Genomic DNA, 17,000 nt, shown 5'->3' with positions numbered 1-17,000 from the left:
ATTCATTTTGTAAGTCACGTAATGTTAAATCCAATCCTAAAGTCACTGCACCAATAGCTTGTAGTACTTTTTGCGGATCGGTTTCTCCTTTTAGTGGCTGATCAATACGTAAAACAAACTCACATTCGAAATGACAGCTACCCCAAGCAGGATTCCATGAAATACCGTCATCCAAACCAATCAAACTACTTGGAGGCTTGATAAACAATACTGGTCGTCCCGGCATTGCATTGTTCAGCTCTTTTACATGATCAGCATAACTTCTGCCCACACAAACGATTTTTGAAGGACGTGTTTTCATGAGGCTTCCTTTATTGTTGCGGCTAATAATTCCAATAACTTACTTCTTGAATGTATTTTCAAATATAGTTTGATCTGAAGCTTGAGCAAAGGCACGTTTCGGTACAATAATGACCGTTTTATTTTTTAACTCAAGCATATAAGTTAGTTTACCTTTGGCAAAAGTCTGTACATCACCATACTGTACAACTTGTTTACGGCCAGCGGCATAAAGCTCAAAGTAATCTTGGTATAAATCGATCCCCTGCTCGCTCTTACCAAATTGATAACGAACAAATTGACGTTTAAACATCATAGGTAAAAGCCAATAGCGCATTAAACCTTGCATAATCAGGAAAAAAATACCCAAAGCAACATAGTAGCGACCAACGCCTGATAAGCCTAAATAAAAACCCCAAATAACAATTGCAATACTAATAACAGGGGTTAAAAAACGTGTGAATTGTTTCTTTCCGAATGTCACCAAGCCAAACCCATCTTGAGACTCTTCTAAATTTAAATAATAACGTAAAGATAAAGCGCTTTTTTGCTCGGTCATCACTATGTATCAATATTGAATAAATCGAAACTATTAGAGCATATTCATCTACGCTTTAAAATGAATCAAAAGTGATTTTTTATTTTTGCTCGAACTATAAAGCCTTCACTCATACAAGCTGCTTACTCGTTTCATATATAGAACGTAGATTCATATTTTTAAGGCTTATTCCATATCTTTAAATTTATAAAATACTTCTATTGTCTCTTTAGTGGAATACGTCATGTCTTTCTTTGCAAAACTATTTGGCTTAAATCAAAAAACGACAGCTCAAGAAGATGTGGCTTTAAAAGCCGCTCAAGAGCTAGAATCTTCAAATGAAACTTCTTTTATAGAACTCATTAAGAACCGCCGCTCTATTTATGCAATTGGAAATAACTTAAATCAATCAAATGATGAAATTGAAAAGTTAATTCAAGAAGCAATCAGACACAGCCCTTCTGCTTTTAACTCTCAATCATCTCGCGCTGTCATTTTATTTGGACAATCACATCATAAATTCTGGAATACAGTTCTTGAAGTTTTAAAAAGTATTGTTCCAGCTGAAGCTGTATCTGGAACAGAACAAAAAATTCAAAGTTTTGCTGCTGGTGCAGGCACAGTTTTGTTTTATGAAGATCAGAACGTGGTTAAAGGTTTACAAGAACAGTTTGCAGCTTATGCTGATAATTTCCCGATCTGGTCAGAGCATTCAACAGCAATCGCACAATTTGCGGTCTGGAACATTTTAACCGAACAAGGTATTGGCGCTTCATTGCAACACTACAACCCAATTATTGATGAAAAAATTAATGTTTTATTTAATATTCCATCTGAATGGAAGCTAAGAGCTCAGTTAGTTTTTGGTTCTATTGAAGCTAAAGCTGGTGAAAAAACCTTTATTGATGATGAAAGTCGTTTTAAAACATTCGGATAATAGTTTTTTTGAATTTAGAACTTTTTAAAGCTGGTCGCCATGTGCACCAGCTTTTTTATTAGAATCCATATAAAATAGGCACAAAAAAACCGCTATATAGCGGTTAATTCTTCAAGTGGTGCGCTCAGAGAGATTCGAACTCCCGACCCCTTAGTTCGTAGCCAAGTGCTCTATCCAGCTGAGCTATGAGCGCGTAACTTGTGTGCTTTTCAGCGATTCGTTCTGTTTTACTTGGTGCGCTCAGAGAGATTCGAACTCCCGACCCCTTAGTTCGTAGCCAAGTGCTCTATCCAGCTGAGCTATGAGCGCGTAACTTGTGTGCTTTTCAGCGATTCGTTCTGTTTTACTTGGTGCGCTCAGAGAGATTCGAACTCCCGACCCCTTAGTTCGTAGCCAAGTGCTCTATCCAGCTGAGCTATGAGCGCATTAAGTAAATGGCGGTGAGAGAGGGATTCGAACCCTCGATACCAGTAATAGGTATGCTTCCTTAGCAGGGAAGTGATTTCAGCCACTCATCCACCTCACCGGAACGAGCCGCCATAATACAAACTAAAACCTTATTGTTCAAGTCATCATACTGAAATTTTCTTATTTTTTCGTTCAATGAATTATTTTTTAAGCAATTTCCTTATTATTTTCGTCTTTTTCGATCAAACGCTTGTTAAGATAGATATTATTTCTTCATTAAAATACAGTAGCGCATAACACATTATTGCAAACCTAAACGTGCAGTTCGGGTCTGCATGACTTATGCTAAACTTATCTGCCAAGCGTGAAACCAAAAGACATGACAAAAAACTGGGCTGATCCCGAAGCGAAAGCTGAAGCTGAACGTTATGACAATCCTATTCCAAGCCGTACTCTAATATTAGATACGTTGGAACAATTGCAAACGCCGCAATCTCATGCAGAACTTGTTGACCATTTTCATATTCAAGACCAAAAAAGTATCGAAGCTTTAAGCCATCGCTTAAGTGCAATGGTTCGTGATGGCCAAATCATGAAAGAAGGGTTCAAGTTTCAGTTAGTGGCAGACCAACCAACCTATGAAGCCACTGTCTATATTAATAGTAAAGGTTTAGGCACTGCACATATTGATGGCCAAGATGATCTTTTGCTTCCTGAGCGCGAGTTACGTTTAGTCTTTAACGGCGATCGCGTCCGAGTTCGGCAGACCTCAGTAGACCGAAAAGGTAAACCGTGGGGTTTCATTACCGAGGTTCTCCAACACCGTGTAAAACAGTTAATTGGTAAATTGTCGATACACGAGGGTGAATACTTTATTCAACCCAATAATCCAAATCAGCATCAACCTATCCCATTAGAAAAAGAATTAGTTGCACATGCCAAAGCAAATGTTGGCGATATGCTTCGTGTTGCTATCGATACCTATCCAACCCGCGAAGAGTTTGCTACGGCGCATATTATTCAATCTATGGCCGATAAAGCTGATACAGAAATTATTATCCCACAAACCATTCTTGAGTTTGGCTTGCCTTATGAATTCCCAGATGAAGTTATAAAAGAAGCAGAAAGTTTTAAGGAACCTTCTGCACAAGACCGTGAAGGTCGAGTTGATTTAAGAGATTTAGCACTCGTCACAATCGATGGTGAAGATGCTCGAGATTTCGATGATGCTGTGTATGCAGAAAAACGTCCTGGTGGCGGTTATCGCGTTGTTGTAGCAATTGCTGATGTAAGCCACTATGTACGCCTAGGCTCGGCACTAAATGAAGAAGCAGAAGAACGTGGTACTTCAGTTTACTTCCCTCATTTTGTTTTACCAATGCTACCAGAAGCATTATCAAATGGATTGTGCTCACTTAACCCACACGTAGATCGTTTATGTATGGTCTGTGACTTGAAGCTCTCACGTACGGGCCGCGTAACTGGTTATGAGTTTTATCCATCGGTAATGCATTCAAAAGCGCGTTTGACCTATACACAGGTAGCGCAATACTTTGACGGTGCAACTGACGCAATTCCAAAAGATCGTGATATTCACAAATCGCTAAATACGCTTTTCCAGCTTTATCAGATTTTGAAAAATTTACGTGCTGATCGTCATGCAATGGAGTTTGAAACCATTGAAACGTACATGACTTTTGATGAGCTGGGCGGAATTAAAGAAATTTTGCCACGTACACGTAATGAAGCACATAAGCTGATTGAAGAATGTATGTTGCTTGCTAACGTTGCTGCGGCTGAATATGCATTAGAACATGATATTCCAATGTTATATCGCGTACACGAAGCGCCTGAGTTCTCACGTATTCAGAAAGTAAAAGACTTTGTAAAACTTCTTGGCTTACCGTTCCCCGACCAACCAACTCAAGCAGATTATCAAAAAGTTATTGAGGCAACTAAAGACCGCATTGATGCGCCAAGCATTCATGCAGTGTTATTACGCTCAATGATGCAAGCTTACTATGGTGCAAAAAATGCCGGTCACTATGGTTTAGCTTATGAAGCTTATACACACTTCACTTCACCAATTCGCCGCTACCCAGATTTATTGTTACATCGTGCTATTAAAGCTCATTTGAAACAAAAGCCTTATCCGCTCTCTGGTGCGGCTTTAGATGATGCTGGTGAACATTTCTCTCAAACCGAGCGCCGTGCTGATGAAGGATCTCGTAGTGTAACGACTTGGTTGAAGTGTCACTATATGCAACAGCACTTAGGTGATGAGTTCATTGGTATTGTGAGTGCTGTCACTGAATTTGGTCTATTCGTTACTCTTAAAGACCTTTATGTTGATGGCATGATTCATATTAGCCAGCTCGGCGATGATTTCTTTATTTATGATCAAGCAAGTCAAAACCTTATTGGACAAAATCGTGGTCAGGTTTTCGGTTTAGGCGATGAAGTTAAAATTCAGGTTGCTGGTGTAAATCTAGAAGAACGTAAGATCGATTTCCAACTTATTCAGCAAGTGACACATGCTGGACGAGTAGTTCGCAGTCGTGCCCCACGCACAACCAGAACAGCGGCACAAGCAACTGAAGAAGTTTTTGGCAAACCATCTACTCCTTCGAATGATGGTGAAAAACCTGTCCGTAAAAAGAAGGAAAAAGGTAAACCTAGTTCATATAGTAAAAAGTCTGGCAAAAAAACCTCAACGAAAGCAGAAGCCAAGCCAGAAAAAGTAAAGAAAAAAGCGAAACCCAAAAAGAAAAAGTCGAATGCCAAGTCTAAGGCTGACTAATTCATAGGTGTTTCTAATCCCTTTTATTAAGCTCCCAAGCATGGGGGCTTAATACTTTTAAAACGTTTATTTTCAAATTAAGCTTGATTTCCTGCCTAACAATACCTACATCTAATACTATGTTTAAAAAATAATGTGGCTATTAGCAATGACTTTACAGCAAGCGACTCTACCTACTCCCCACTTTGACCAAATTACATTAGATAATTTAAAACAAGATATTCAACAAGCGATTCAAGCAGGACAAGAGTTCTTAAATACCCTTACGGCTGCACCATCCGAGACAGATCAGCAACTTGCCGTGCTTGAACAAATTGATGCACTTGAAAATAACCTCAGTGAATCATGGGGAGTGTTGTCACATTTAAATGCTGTGATGAGTAATGCTGAAACTAGAGAGGTCTACCAGTCGCTCTTACCTGCTTTAAGTGAATATTACACTCAGCTTGGCCAACATACGGCGCTGTACCAGACTTATCAACACATTCATGATGGTCAGAGCTATTCAACGTTAAGCCCCGCAAAACAAAGTGCGATCCGCCTTGCATTACGTGACTTTAAACTTTCTGGCGTTGCTTTAGAAGGTGAAGAGAAAAAACGCTACGCAGAAATTTCTGCACGTCTTTCACAGCTTTCTTCGGACTTCTCAAACCATGTACTTGATGCGACACAGGCTTATTTTAAACCACTGACAGAAGATCAATTAAAAGGTCTTCCAGAAAGTAATGTTGAGTTATTAAAACAGTACGGCAAACAGCGTGAGCTTGATCAAGCAGTAGCAACTTTAGATTTCCCAGCTTATTTTGCCATTATGACCTACGCAGATGATCGTGCTTTGCGAGAAGAGCTTTATAAAGCTTATGTCACTCGTGCATCAGATCAATCTGAACAAACAGAATTTGATAACAGCAAGATTATGGAAGAAATCTTGAGCCTTCGCCAAGAGATGGCAAAACTTCTTGGTTTCAATAACTACGCTGAATATTCTCTTGCTAGCAAAATGGCTCCAGATGTTAAAACTGTTCATGACTTTTTAGCCGACTTAGCTGAGCATGCACGTACCCCTGCTCTCCAAGAAGTTGCTGAGCTACAAGCCATTGCCAAACAAGATGGGATTGATGAACTCAAACCTTGGGATACCACTTACTATTCTGAAAAGCTTAAACAACAACAGTTCAATTTGTCACAAGAAGCATTAAAGCCTTATTTCCCTGCTCCGAAAGTCATTCAGGGTTTATTCCAGATTGTGCAGCGCCTATACGGTATTAATATTGTTGAACGTGAAGCTCCAGTTTGGCATCCAGATGCACGTTATTTTGAGTTAGAAGACCAAGGCCAAGTGATTGGTGGGTTCTACTTTGATTTATATGCACGTACAGGTAAACGCGGCGGTGCATGGATGAGTGGCTTCCGCTCACGTATGCAAACTGTTCATGGTTTACAAAAACCAATTTGCTATATGGTGTGTAACTTCACACCACCTGTAGGTAACCAGCCTGCCTTATTAACTCATGATGAAGTCATCACCTTATTCCACGAATTTGGCCATGGCTTACACCATATGCTCACTGAAGTAGATAATATTTCGGTTGCAGGTACTCACGGCGTTGCTTGGGATGCAGTCGAGTTACCAAGTCAGTTTATGGAGTTTTGGTCATGGGATAAAGAAAGTCTGGATGTTTTAAGTGAGCATATTGAGAGCAAGCAGACCTTACCTCAAGAGTTACTTGATGCTTTATTAAATGCACGTTTCTTCCAGTCTGGTATGCAAACTTTACGTCAGCTTGAATTTGCATTGTTTGATTTAACCATTCATACCAAAACACCAGCATTAAATAGTGAGCAAATTCAACAGACTTTAGATGAAATTCGTAAACAATATGCAGTGGTACCAACTGTTGAATACAACCGTTTCCAACATAGCTTTAGTCATATTTTTGCAGGCGGCTACGCAGCGGGTTACTACTCTTACAAATGGGCGGAAGTTTTAGCAAGTGACGCATTTGACCGTTTCGAAAATGAAGGTATTTTCAATACTCAAACAGGTAAAGAATTCCGCCAAGCAATTTTAGCTGTAGGTGGAAAAGACACTGCTCTTGAAGCATTTGTGAATTTCCGCGGTCGTGAGCCAAAAATTGATGCATTGTTACGTCATCAAGGTTGGACGAATGACAATAAAACCGCTTAAACTATGGGCCTAAATTGATCGTGTGGTTAGGGTGATAAAGATGAAAAAACGTTTCATTGCTGGAGCTAAATGTCCAAAATGTGAAGCCATAGATCGGATTGTCATGCTAACCACCGCTGAAGACGAATGGATTGAATGTATCGAATGCGGATATAGCGAAAATCGACCGACTCATGTTGATGAGCCCGAAACGCCTGCTATACCTGATGAAGTTGGAGTAATACAGTTCAAGCCTCGTCGTTCTGACTAAAGGTCTTAGACATGCCACTACAAAGAAAACAAAACTCAAAATTATTGTGGATTTTAATTGGGGGCTTAAGCATTCTCGTAGTGCTTTTTTTCGCAGCACAATGGTTTTTCAAAAAAACTGAATCGTCAGCGCCAATGGTTGATCCTCAACCAGCCTCGACACCTGTACCTCAAAAAACGACACAACCATCTGCAAGTTCGGAGCCTGTAGCTCAAACACACACTGCTAATTCGCAGCAACTTATAAATGAAGATGTGCTCAAACAGCCTGTCCCTGCGCAAGAGTCTTTAGCAAAAGAAGAAGTTTCTAAACTTAATGACATTCATCAGCAGCTGCAAGATCAGGAAGTAACACTAAAAGCCCAGCATGCCGATGCAGACCAACTCATTAAGTTAAAAGAAGAGCAAGTAAAACTCCTTGAAGCTCAGGTTAAACAACAATAGTATTTATTTAAATCTCATTATGATGCAAAAAGCTAGTTCACTCTGAACTAGCTTTTTATTTATTAAGAATTTTTATATCAAAATAACTACCACATAAAAAAACACCCTCCTTAAAGAGAGTGTTTTTATTGAGCTTACATATTTAGATTATTGGTACCAACCAAATAGTTTGAGTACTAATGGAGCATAAGTAACTAATACCAATGATGAGAACAAAACAATAATTGGTAATAACCAACGTTCATAACGGTAATAGAAACTTGTGTACTTCTCTTTCGCTTCTGCATCGGCAGCATTCACCTCATCATCACCAACGGATAACCGCGTTAATAGATGGTTCAAGGCAACTGGTGGTGTTACATAACCAAATTCGAATGCAACCAATACAATCATCCAGAAGTGAATTGGATGAATACCATTTTCGTAGGCTACAGGTGCAATTGTTGCTGCTACTAAAATTACCGCACCAAATGGATCGGTACACATACCAATAATGGCAAGTAGTAATGCAATAAATGCGAGCGAAATATAAATATTACCTAAGTGAGTCGGCAACATTTCAACAATTTCGGTACGCTCGATTAAACCACCCACACTTGCTGACAATGCCATCAAAATAATAAGTGCACCAATATGTCCAACTGTTTCTGATGTGGCAAAACGTAATGCTCCACCAAAACCTAGACGGAACTGTGAACTATGCGGATCGTGTGACTGTAAAAATGGAGATTTTTTCTCATGTTCACGAACAATTGCTTCATGAATATTTAAAGCTGGTGCCTCTTTAGGCATAACCATTTTATCGTACAAGATCATTGCAATCAGCACGAGTGGCAGAATTACTGGTGCAGTAAATTCGTTCATTCCTGTATCTAATGCATATTTATAAAATGCAAGAACAACTACTGTAATTAAGATATATGGAATAACAGGTACGAAAGCTCGTGCCATGCCTGGAAGTGCTACTTTCGGCGAGTTCACGCGAAACTTCTCTTCTGCCAAGAAAAGAGATACACCTAAGAAAATAAATGCAGTTAACCAGAAGACATAAATACCATGACCAAATAACTCATCAGATGTAACATGGCGACTGTCTAGCATGGCAATTAAAACTACCAATAGACATGGACGTACCACAACACCTAATGAACCTGACATTGCAGATACAGCAAGTGCATACTGACGGCGAGCACCTGCATTCCAAACTTCCTTATAAATAATCGCACCGGCTGCGATAACGAAAATTCCAGAAGCACCCGTATAAGCAGTCGGCACAGCAGCAGCGATTAAAATTAACCAAGTTAAAGTTTCTGGTGCCAGATTCCATGGACGAAGTACGTTTAGGAATAAATCCATAACACGTGTTTGCGTGAGTAACATACCCGCCCAAATAAATAAGGCAAGGTTTAAGAAAATACCCGAGAATTCTACCAACTGACCTAGGTAAATCCCTTGGCCCATTGGATAGTCCATAAAGAATGTAAAAGCTACACCTGTAATCACAGCCATATACGCATACAAAGGTACACATAATAAAGCTAAGCCAATATTGCCACCCTCACGTTTTGGCGCAGGGGAAACAAATAGCTGATAAAGGCTAATTAAGGTCAGAATGACAAACAAGATCATCCATAACCAATAAATAATGATTGTTTCATGAGTTGGAGAAACCCCTGAATTAATCACAGAACGGTACTGGCTAATTACTGAAGAACTGAGCAAGGCATTACCAAGCAACATAAAGAAGGCATACACTTTGTAGTCCAGCTTTGTTGCAGGGTTACGTAAACCAATATGGTGAAACTTTAACGATGCAGTAATCGCTGAAATCAAAACCATAAAGACCAGCAAAATTGCGCGATTTTCTGTACCAAATTTAAATATACCAAAGAAACCCGTTTCAATCGTACGGTATGTACGTACGCCTGGATGTGCTTCAATATATTTAATGGTTTTATCATAAGCCAAATATTTATCTTCACATTGCTGCTGTGCTGCTAGTAAGGATGCACGGACATCACTTTCTGAAGCTGCACCAAAGAAGCTTGCGAAATCATCAGATGCATTCGCTTTCATTTGCTCTTTTACTTGAGCATCAATATTTGGGTGTCGATCACAAGATGGCTTTTCAGGCTCAGCACGCAAAAACGAATATTGCATGCCTGAAGCAGGGTCACCATAAAGGCGTTCCCCGATACGTAATAATTGTCCGTGGATCATTTCCCCGGTACCAATTATGAGCGTCATTAATAACAAAATGAGGATCACGAATGTTGAGATCCATTCGTTCCATACATAACCCAGCAGACCTAATCCAGATCTTTTTTCTTGATATTCTTGCATAAATATTCCAATTTTGTTCTCTCAAATCCCTCATAACAAAGGCTTTGAGTCATGCAATTTCCTTGGTCAGGGGTATCGTCCATTCCCCTTCTACCAATCCCTTTATTCAACGATCAAATTTGCATCAAACTTTATCAATAAAGAATGACTAAAATCTCTTTTTTAACAGTTTGTATTGTCAATCTTTCTATTTGAATCTTTGTATTAGCCAATAGCATCCTCCAAAGATTGCACCGCCTATCGCCCCATATAAATGAGCTTCAGTTAAAACAGGACTTCCAATCAGCTGTGCTGTGCCTGTTTGACCAAATGTATTTTCCCAAATTAGCTTGGCGATAATTAAACCTAAAACCAGTAATGCAAAATTCCGTTCTTTACGGTATTGCAAATAAACTAAAGCAACAGCCGTATACAGCCCATGGAGCACTCCAGATAGACCGGCATATGCATCGATATAAGGCAAATAAAAATAGAAAACCAAACTAATAAAAGGCGGCAGAAGAAAAAGAAGACTTAAAATATGCCACACTTTGGTATGCGGAAATATGAAGGGCAAACATGCAAATGCCATCATATTTAATAAAAAATGAATCCAGCCGACATGTACCCAGTGTGCTGTCCACAAACGCCAAAACTCACCAAGTAAGCTTTCGCGCCAATAAATAAAATAGTCTGGAAATACCTGCAGACATGCAGAAACAGAAATGCACCCTGCGACCAAAAGCACTTTTTTATTGAGTACATGATCTTTCATAGCACACTCCTTTTAAAACTGAACTCCTTACGATTAATACGAAAATAAGTAGTAACGCAAGGAGTGAGTTTCTTCAGATCTTTTTACTGTGCAGGTGCAGTTGTTGAGTCAGCTGGAACTTCTGATGCAGCCCCACCATCAAATAACTCATCCAGTTCTGCTGAACCTTCGTTTTTCTCATCCCAGAAATGAGACATACCACCATCGCCTGTACGAACACCGGTATGCTCAGTCCAGTAACGGTCAGAAATGCCACGAACGATTAAACCAGCCATACTATCGATTAACTTAAAGTTCGGATTAACTGGTTTATCATCTGCTTGAGATGCTGCATATGTTTTTAATGCATCACGGATTTTTGCATCGTCACCACTCGCCTGAGCAGCTACAGCATAGAGTGCGTGAGACAAACGAACACCTTTTTGTTCACCAATTTGGACTGACTGTTTTAAAGTCTCATACGGATCAGGCTTACCTTCGTTAGCCCCTGGTAATAAAGTCCAGATCACCGCACGTGTTGCATTTGGTGCACCCCAGAACTTTTGGTTATCAAGGCAGACCATACCACGCTCTACAATAGCAGCGATATCTTTCGGAACATTGACAGAACCACCTGAGTTAATATCATTCGTCACCGCTTGAAGACCGCTGATCATTCCAAGTAGATATACAGTCTGATCAGTATCACTACGCATAGTTGGACATGAGTCACCTAAATGGTACTTATATTTAGATTCCCAACGATCAGCGAATAATTTATAGCCGGTATATTGGCGTTCAGCAGCAATAGCAGCCCAACGCTTCTGCGCAATACGTGCATCTTGAGCTTCTGTAACCTGTCCTGCTTTTGAAGCGCGCAAGTAACGTAACTCCTGTTCTAATGCTTGGTTTTCCGCACATACACCTGAAGCAGCATACATTAAGACAGCGACACGAGTAGGATCTGCACCCATACCTTTAGTCGACATAATTGCAGGAGTTAAGGCACTACCAGTATTACAAACCATTTCAGCATCTTGCATTGCCAAAATAGGTGGAACGACGTGCTTTTCCGTGAAACCTAAAGCAACATTTGCTCCGCTTTTCACGACGTATGAACAACCTGATAAAACTGAAGCTGCAAGAAAACTCATTGCCAAACCTTGGCTTATTTTTTGGACTTTAGACATCTTCCTGTCCTCGATGTAATTTGTTTTTTCCTTTTCAGATGTACATTAGCAGATGCATATCTTGAATAAAAGAGTAATTACTCTAATTGTAGCGCTTATACTTTGACACACTTCACAGCAGATAAAATTGACAGTTTTTCAGGGAAACAAAAATTTTAGGCAAAAAAAAGTAGCATTGCGACGGTTCAGCACATGCTACTTATTAACTGGGATAAGCTTTTAACGGCTTATATTATTGTTGTTCTATATAATCCTTGAGTAAAGTTCCTGCTCTTCCTACTACTACAGCCATAACAACTGCAATTAACAGAAACATCCACATTGAAATCTCCATGAGAGACCTCCTTACTACATTCGCACCCAGTAAAACTGGACACTTGATGAAATTAATCGATTAACCAATTAAACTATTGACTGACCGACGACCTTTGCATCCTCTGTCTCTTAACTTTGCTATAATTAGCTTTATTAAGATGTTCCCTGAGTAAAGTTCCTGCTCTTCCTATCACCACTGCCAGAATGATGGCAATGACCAAGAACGACCATGTTGGCATCTCCATTTGAGACCTCCGACACACTTTACGTTGGTGTTTGTACTTTAACCGATAGAATAATAACCATATTGAGAAATTGTCGGACAATTGACTTTCTTGCTATTTTTTCTGTATTTTAACTAGACAATTTAAATTTCCTGAAAAGAAATAAATATTAATTATTTGATTTTTAATGCTTTTAAATAAATATACAAATGTAGAATTGTCTAACAATTAATAAAATTTTTCTAAGGTTTTAAGTTGTTTCCACTGAGATAGAGGTATTTGATCAAACCAAATAACAGAAGTTAATGTCTTATGCCCTTCAAAATAGACCACTATGAAAATCTGATAATCAATTATTTTTAAAATCTCTACCCGAGAAATTGTTTGTTCTGAATGAAAGCTAAGTGACCATAATTTTTGATCTAAATGAGCAATTTGAGCGAGCTGTGGCCGCTTTAAAAAGAAAATAAAACTTATGAATAGTAAACTGACCGTAACCAACCACCATAATATTGGTAGGAGTTGATAAAATAGAACTACCAAACTTAAGCCAATAAAAAACTGAAATATAATCGCAAAACGGCTATATTTCAGTTTGAAATTCAAATGGTTGACCAAAACTAATCAGCCATGAACATAGTGCTTTAATTTATGAATAAAATCACGTAATTCTGTACGCGGCGGTTCAGATACTTCCATAAACCAGTCAAGTAAATCAGGATCTTCCTGCTCTACTAATTCAGCAAATAATGCTTTTTCTGCTGGATCTGCCTTTAAATAATAATTTTTCACATATGGGTCAAAATAGACATCAATTTCCTTTAAACCGCGGCGTGCGCGATAAACTACTTTACGTTCTTCCAAGGTCATTTCTTCAGACATTTATTTCCCCATCTGCGTTGATAGTGCGCCTAGTTTACCTGATCACATAAGAAAGTTCGCTAAAAATCTCAAATTGACCAAACTTATCACTTCATAGCTATAAATGAGCATTCATCACATTGTTAGACCTAGTAAGCTTCCCGTATGTTTAGACTTATAACATCAAGCCCAAACCAAGGAAGAAATACAATGCAATCTGGTGCTATTCGTCCCATTCCAAATATGTTACCTCGCCGTCTATTAAATGAAGAACATGAAGCTTTCCGAGAAACTGTACGCAAGTTTTATGAAAAAGAAGTGGTACCAAATACTGAAAAATATGAAAAACAACAACATGTTGACCGAGATCTTTGGAATAAAGCTGGTGCCTTAGGCTTACTGTGCACAACCATGCCTGAACAATACGGTGGCTCAGGTGTTGACCGCCTATACAGTATGATTCTTATTGAAGAACAAGCCTATGCAATGGACTCAAGTACAGGTTTTTCACTGCATTCCGATATTGTCGCGAACTATATCAATAACTTTGGAAACGAAGAACAAAAGCAAAAATGGCTCCCTAAAATGGCGACTGGTGAAACAGTAACCGCGATTGCCATGACCGAGCCAGGAACAGGATCCGATTTACAAGCTGTGAGAACGACTGCTGTTCTTGATGGCGATGAATATGTAATTAATGGTTCAAAAATATTTATTACCAATGGTTATTTGTGCGATATGGCCATCGTGGTCTGTAAAACAGGCAACAGTGATAAAGGCTCTGCCAATTTATCACTTATTATTGTGGAAGCTGATCGTGCAGGTTTTACTAAAGGTAAGCCACTCAACAAAATTGGCATGAAAGGCCAAGATACATGTGAACTTTTCTTCGACAACGTCCGTGTTCCTAAAGAAAATCTTTTAGGCATGGAAGGTATGGGCTTTATTATGCTCATGAAAGAATTAGCATGGGAGCGTATGTTGGTGGCAATTATCTGCCAAGCTGGTGCAGAAGCAGCGTTTGCTCATACTGTTCAATATACAAAAGATCGTAAAGCATTTGGCAAGCCAATTAGTGCTTTCCAGAATACACGTTTCAAACTCGCAGAATTACGTACAGAAATTGATTTCTGCCGTACCTATTTAGATCGTTGTATGGAATTACAACTCGATGAAAAATTGAGTGTTGAAGCAGCAGCTGCTGCAAAATATAAAATTTCAGATATGTTCTCAAAAGTTGTAGATGAATGTCTTCAATTACACGGTGGTTATGGCTATATGCTGGAATATCCAATTGCTCGCGCTTACATCGATCACCGAGCAAACCGTATCTATGCAGGTACTAATGAAATTATGAAAGAACTAATCTCTAGAACTCTTTAATGTTCACAATAAAAAGGAGGCTTATAGCCTCCTTTTCATTTTTGAATATCAAGATACTAATTTTGGTTTACGTGTAGTAACTTCTGAATGCTTATGAAAGCGTAGAACACCATCATCAAATTTTGCATTTTTTAATGATTTTCGGTCTTCAAGATAATTATTGGTTACCTGCCATGGTGCTTGTTTACCTTGTTTAGGAATCACGTCAGCAGCACGACTAATATAACCAGATGATAAGCTACCCATGACTGTGTCCTCTTCCATCACAGTCTTATCACCAGATGGGATGACTTCATCATAATTATTCTTATCCATATAGTTTAATAAACGACAGATATAATCTGCTGCAATATCAACTTTTAATGTCCACGAAGCATTTACATAGCCAATAATCATCGCCATATTTGGTACATCGCTGAGCATCACGCCGTTATACAGCATGTGTTCAGATGATTTAACAGGTTCTCCATCAATAGTTGCCTGCACACCACCCATGATTTGAACCTGTAAACCAGTTGCAGAAACAATGATATCTGCATCAAGATGTTTACCTGATTTTAATTGAATACCGGTCTCAGTAAATTTTTCAATTTGATCAGTTTCAACACTCGCTTTACCTTCACGAAGAATTTTAAATAAATCACCATCAGGTACCACACACAAACGCTGATCCCAAGGATTATATGAAGGTGTAAAATGTTTCATATCTACTTTACCCTTAAGCTGCATTTCAATTGCTTTTAAGAGTAAACGACGAACTGTCTTCGGATGCTTTTGAGACAATGCATAAATTGCCCGTTGCATACCAATATTACGTGCACGTGTAAATTTATAAGCTGCCTCTTCAGACATAAATCTACGTGTTTTTTCATAGATGAAATCAATAGACGGAACAGAAGCAATATAAGTCGGTGAACGTTGTAGCATCGTCACATGACCTGCGCCACCTTTTGACATAGCTGGTACTAAAGTAATTGCAGTAGCTCCACTACCAATAATTACTACTTTCTTACCCGTATAGTCTAAATTCTCTGGCCAATGCTGCGGATGAATAAGTTGACCTTTGAAAGCATCTTGATTTGGGAATGTCGGCGCATAGCCTTGATCATAATTATAATAACCTGTACAACCTACAACAAAGTTGGCTACCCAAGTCTGCTGTTTTTTATTACTGTCTTCGACAACAACATTCCACTTCTTAGATGAAGAATCATAATTTGCAGAAAGTACACGATGACCAAAATGAATTTTTTCTTTTAATTTAAATTCATCAATAACTTCGCCTAAATATCCTTTAATAGAAGCTCCATCAGCCAATACATTTGCTTTACGCCATGGTTTAAAGTTAAAACCAAAAGTTGACATATCTGAGTCTGAACGAATACCAGGATAACGAAAGAGGTCCCAAGTCCCACCAAAAGATTCACGACGCTCTAAAATTTCAAACTGACGTTGTGGAGAATTTTTAGATAAATGGGCAGCCACTCCGATTCCTGAAATGCCGGCACCAATGATTAGAATATCAACTTGCTTTTCCATTTTATTTTTATACCCATTGTTGAGAATATGACTTTATTAAAGCACAATTTTGACAATACACAATGTCAAGTTTGACCGTTTATCCGTTTTTTTATGTCACTTGAGGACAATTTTTAAATTTTCCATTTTTCAAAACATAAAAAAGACCGGCATAAAGCCGGCCTTTTTCGAATAATATCAATTATTCAGCTGAAGTGTTCACTTCACGATCTACAAGCTCAACGTAAGCCATCGGTGCTGCATCACCAGCACGGAAGCCCGCTTTAAGAACACGTAGATAACCGCCGTTACGTTCTTTGTAACGAGGGCCGAGTACGGTAAATAATTTACCAACAGTTGCAGCATTACGAGTACGAGCAAATGCTAAACGACGATTTGCTACAGTATCGTTTTTTGCTAGAGTGATTAAAGGCTCAGCAACACGACGTAATTCTTTAGCTTTAGGAACAGTTGTTTTGATCAACTCGTGTTCAAATAAAGAATTAGCCAAGTTTTGGAACATCGCTTTACGATGGCTGCTTGTACGGCCTAATTTCACACCACTATTACGATGACGCATGGTGATAGTC

General features: G+C 38.9%; 15 protein-coding genes and 4 tRNA genes. 6 read left to right on the top strand and 13 right to left on the bottom strand.

All coding sequences use genetic code 11. The annotated features are described in order from the left end of the window. Positions 1-301 (bottom strand): fumarylacetoacetate hydrolase family protein (locus J582_RS16030; RefSeq protein WP_032048233.1); only part of this gene is annotated, 301 nt, incomplete at its 3' end. A 39-nt stretch (positions 302-340) separates the two neighbouring features. Next, positions 341-838, bottom strand: coding sequence for a YcxB family protein (locus tag J582_RS16025; RefSeq protein WP_004711841.1), 498 nt, complete (start codon positions 836-838; stop codon positions 341-343). Positions 839-1,061: 223 nt separating this feature from the next. Here J582_RS16025 and J582_RS16020 point away from each other — a divergent pair, with 223 nt between their 5' ends. Next, the gene (locus J582_RS16020; RefSeq protein WP_031982330.1) at positions 1,062-1,754 is read left to right on the top strand and encodes a nitroreductase family protein; all 693 of its coding nucleotides are present in this window, start codon (positions 1,062-1,064) and stop codon (positions 1,752-1,754) included. A gap of 116 nt (positions 1,755-1,870) precedes the next feature. On the opposite strand, the gene J582_RS16015 is transcribed toward J582_RS16020, so the two are convergent. From J582_RS16015 to J582_RS16000, 4 genes are all read right to left on the bottom strand, one after another. After that, positions 1,871-1,947: transfer RNA gene (locus tag J582_RS16015), tRNA-Arg, on the bottom strand. A gap of 39 nt (positions 1,948-1,986) precedes the next feature. Next, positions 1,987-2,063 (bottom strand) — tRNA-Arg (locus tag J582_RS16010). A gap of 39 nt (positions 2,064-2,102) precedes the next feature. After that, positions 2,103-2,179, bottom strand: a tRNA-Arg gene (locus J582_RS16005). Between the two features lie 10 nt (positions 2,180-2,189). Further along, positions 2,190-2,280, bottom strand: a tRNA-Ser gene (locus J582_RS16000). 261 nt (positions 2,281-2,541) lie between these two features. Here J582_RS16000 and rnr point away from each other — a divergent pair. From rnr to J582_RS15980, 4 genes are all read left to right on the top strand, one after another. Beyond that, positions 2,542-4,962: a ribonuclease R gene (rnr, locus tag J582_RS15995; protein WP_031982335.1), complete on the top strand. Its 2,421-nt coding sequence runs from the start codon at positions 2,542-2,544 to the stop codon at positions 4,960-4,962. 133 nt (positions 4,963-5,095) lie between these two features. Then, positions 5,096-7,150, top strand: a complete 2,055-nt coding sequence (locus J582_RS15990; RefSeq protein WP_031982336.1) for a M3 family metallopeptidase — start codon at positions 5,096-5,098, stop codon at positions 7,148-7,150. Between the two features lie 40 nt (positions 7,151-7,190). Then, a complete protein-coding gene (locus J582_RS15985; protein ID WP_002049754.1) occupies positions 7,191-7,400 on the top strand; it encodes a YheV family putative zinc ribbon protein in 210 nt (69 codons plus the stop codon). Between the two features lie 11 nt (positions 7,401-7,411). Further along, positions 7,412-7,843 carry a hypothetical protein gene (locus tag J582_RS15980; protein ID WP_031982338.1) on the top strand — a complete coding sequence of 144 codons (432 nt, stop codon included), beginning with the start codon at positions 7,412-7,414 and terminating at the stop codon, positions 7,841-7,843. A gap of 147 nt (positions 7,844-7,990) precedes the next feature. On the opposite strand, the gene J582_RS15975 is transcribed toward J582_RS15980, so the two are convergent. The 5 genes from J582_RS15975 to J582_RS15955 form a co-directional block, all read right to left on the bottom strand. After that, positions 7,991-10,186, bottom strand: a complete 2,196-nt coding sequence (locus J582_RS15975) for a TRAP transporter large permease subunit (protein WP_006580689.1) — start codon at positions 10,184-10,186, stop codon at positions 7,991-7,993. Between the two features lie 187 nt (positions 10,187-10,373). Next, positions 10,374-10,940 (bottom strand): rhombosortase, encoded by a 567-nt coding sequence (rrtA, locus tag J582_RS15970; RefSeq protein ID WP_004711824.1) that lies wholly within the window; start codon positions 10,938-10,940, stop codon positions 10,374-10,376. Between the two features lie 83 nt (positions 10,941-11,023). Further along, positions 11,024-12,109 (bottom strand): hypothetical protein, encoded by a 1,086-nt coding sequence (locus tag J582_RS15965; protein ID WP_002049690.1) that lies wholly within the window; start codon positions 12,107-12,109, stop codon positions 11,024-11,026. Positions 12,110-12,876: 767 nt separating this feature from the next. After that, entirely contained in the window at positions 12,877-13,266 is a 390-nt protein-coding gene (locus J582_RS15960; RefSeq protein ID WP_025466084.1) for a hypothetical protein, read from the bottom strand. A gap of 6 nt (positions 13,267-13,272) precedes the next feature. After that, complete coding sequence (locus J582_RS15955; protein ID WP_002049719.1) at positions 13,273-13,530, bottom strand: succinate dehydrogenase assembly factor 2; 258 nt, start codon at positions 13,528-13,530, stop codon at positions 13,273-13,275. 189 nt (positions 13,531-13,719) lie between these two features. Between J582_RS15955 and J582_RS15950 the strand changes: the two genes are divergently transcribed. Continuing rightward, entirely contained in the window at positions 13,720-14,892 is a 1,173-nt protein-coding gene (locus tag J582_RS15950; protein ID WP_002049748.1) for an acyl-CoA dehydrogenase family protein, read from the top strand. Between the two features lie 48 nt (positions 14,893-14,940). Here the strand turns inward: J582_RS15950 and J582_RS15945 are convergent, their stop codons facing one another. Both J582_RS15945 and rplQ read right to left on the bottom strand, forming a co-directional pair. Then, positions 14,941-16,431 (bottom strand): flavin-containing monooxygenase, encoded by a 1,491-nt coding sequence (locus J582_RS15945; protein ID WP_006580692.1) that lies wholly within the window; start codon positions 16,429-16,431, stop codon positions 14,941-14,943. A gap of 181 nt (positions 16,432-16,612) precedes the next feature. Continuing rightward, the gene (gene rplQ / locus J582_RS15940; RefSeq protein ID WP_002049717.1) at positions 16,613-16,990 is read right to left on the bottom strand and encodes a 50S ribosomal protein L17; all 378 of its coding nucleotides are present in this window, start codon (positions 16,988-16,990) and stop codon (positions 16,613-16,615) included. Positions 16,991-17,000 lie beyond the last annotated feature (10 nt).

It is taken from the genome of Acinetobacter sp. 1566109 (genome assembly GCF_000582255.1).
GTDB lineage: Bacteria > Pseudomonadota > Gammaproteobacteria > Pseudomonadales > Moraxellaceae > Acinetobacter > Acinetobacter nosocomialis.
This window is presented reverse-complemented; position numbering and strand designations above follow the sequence as displayed.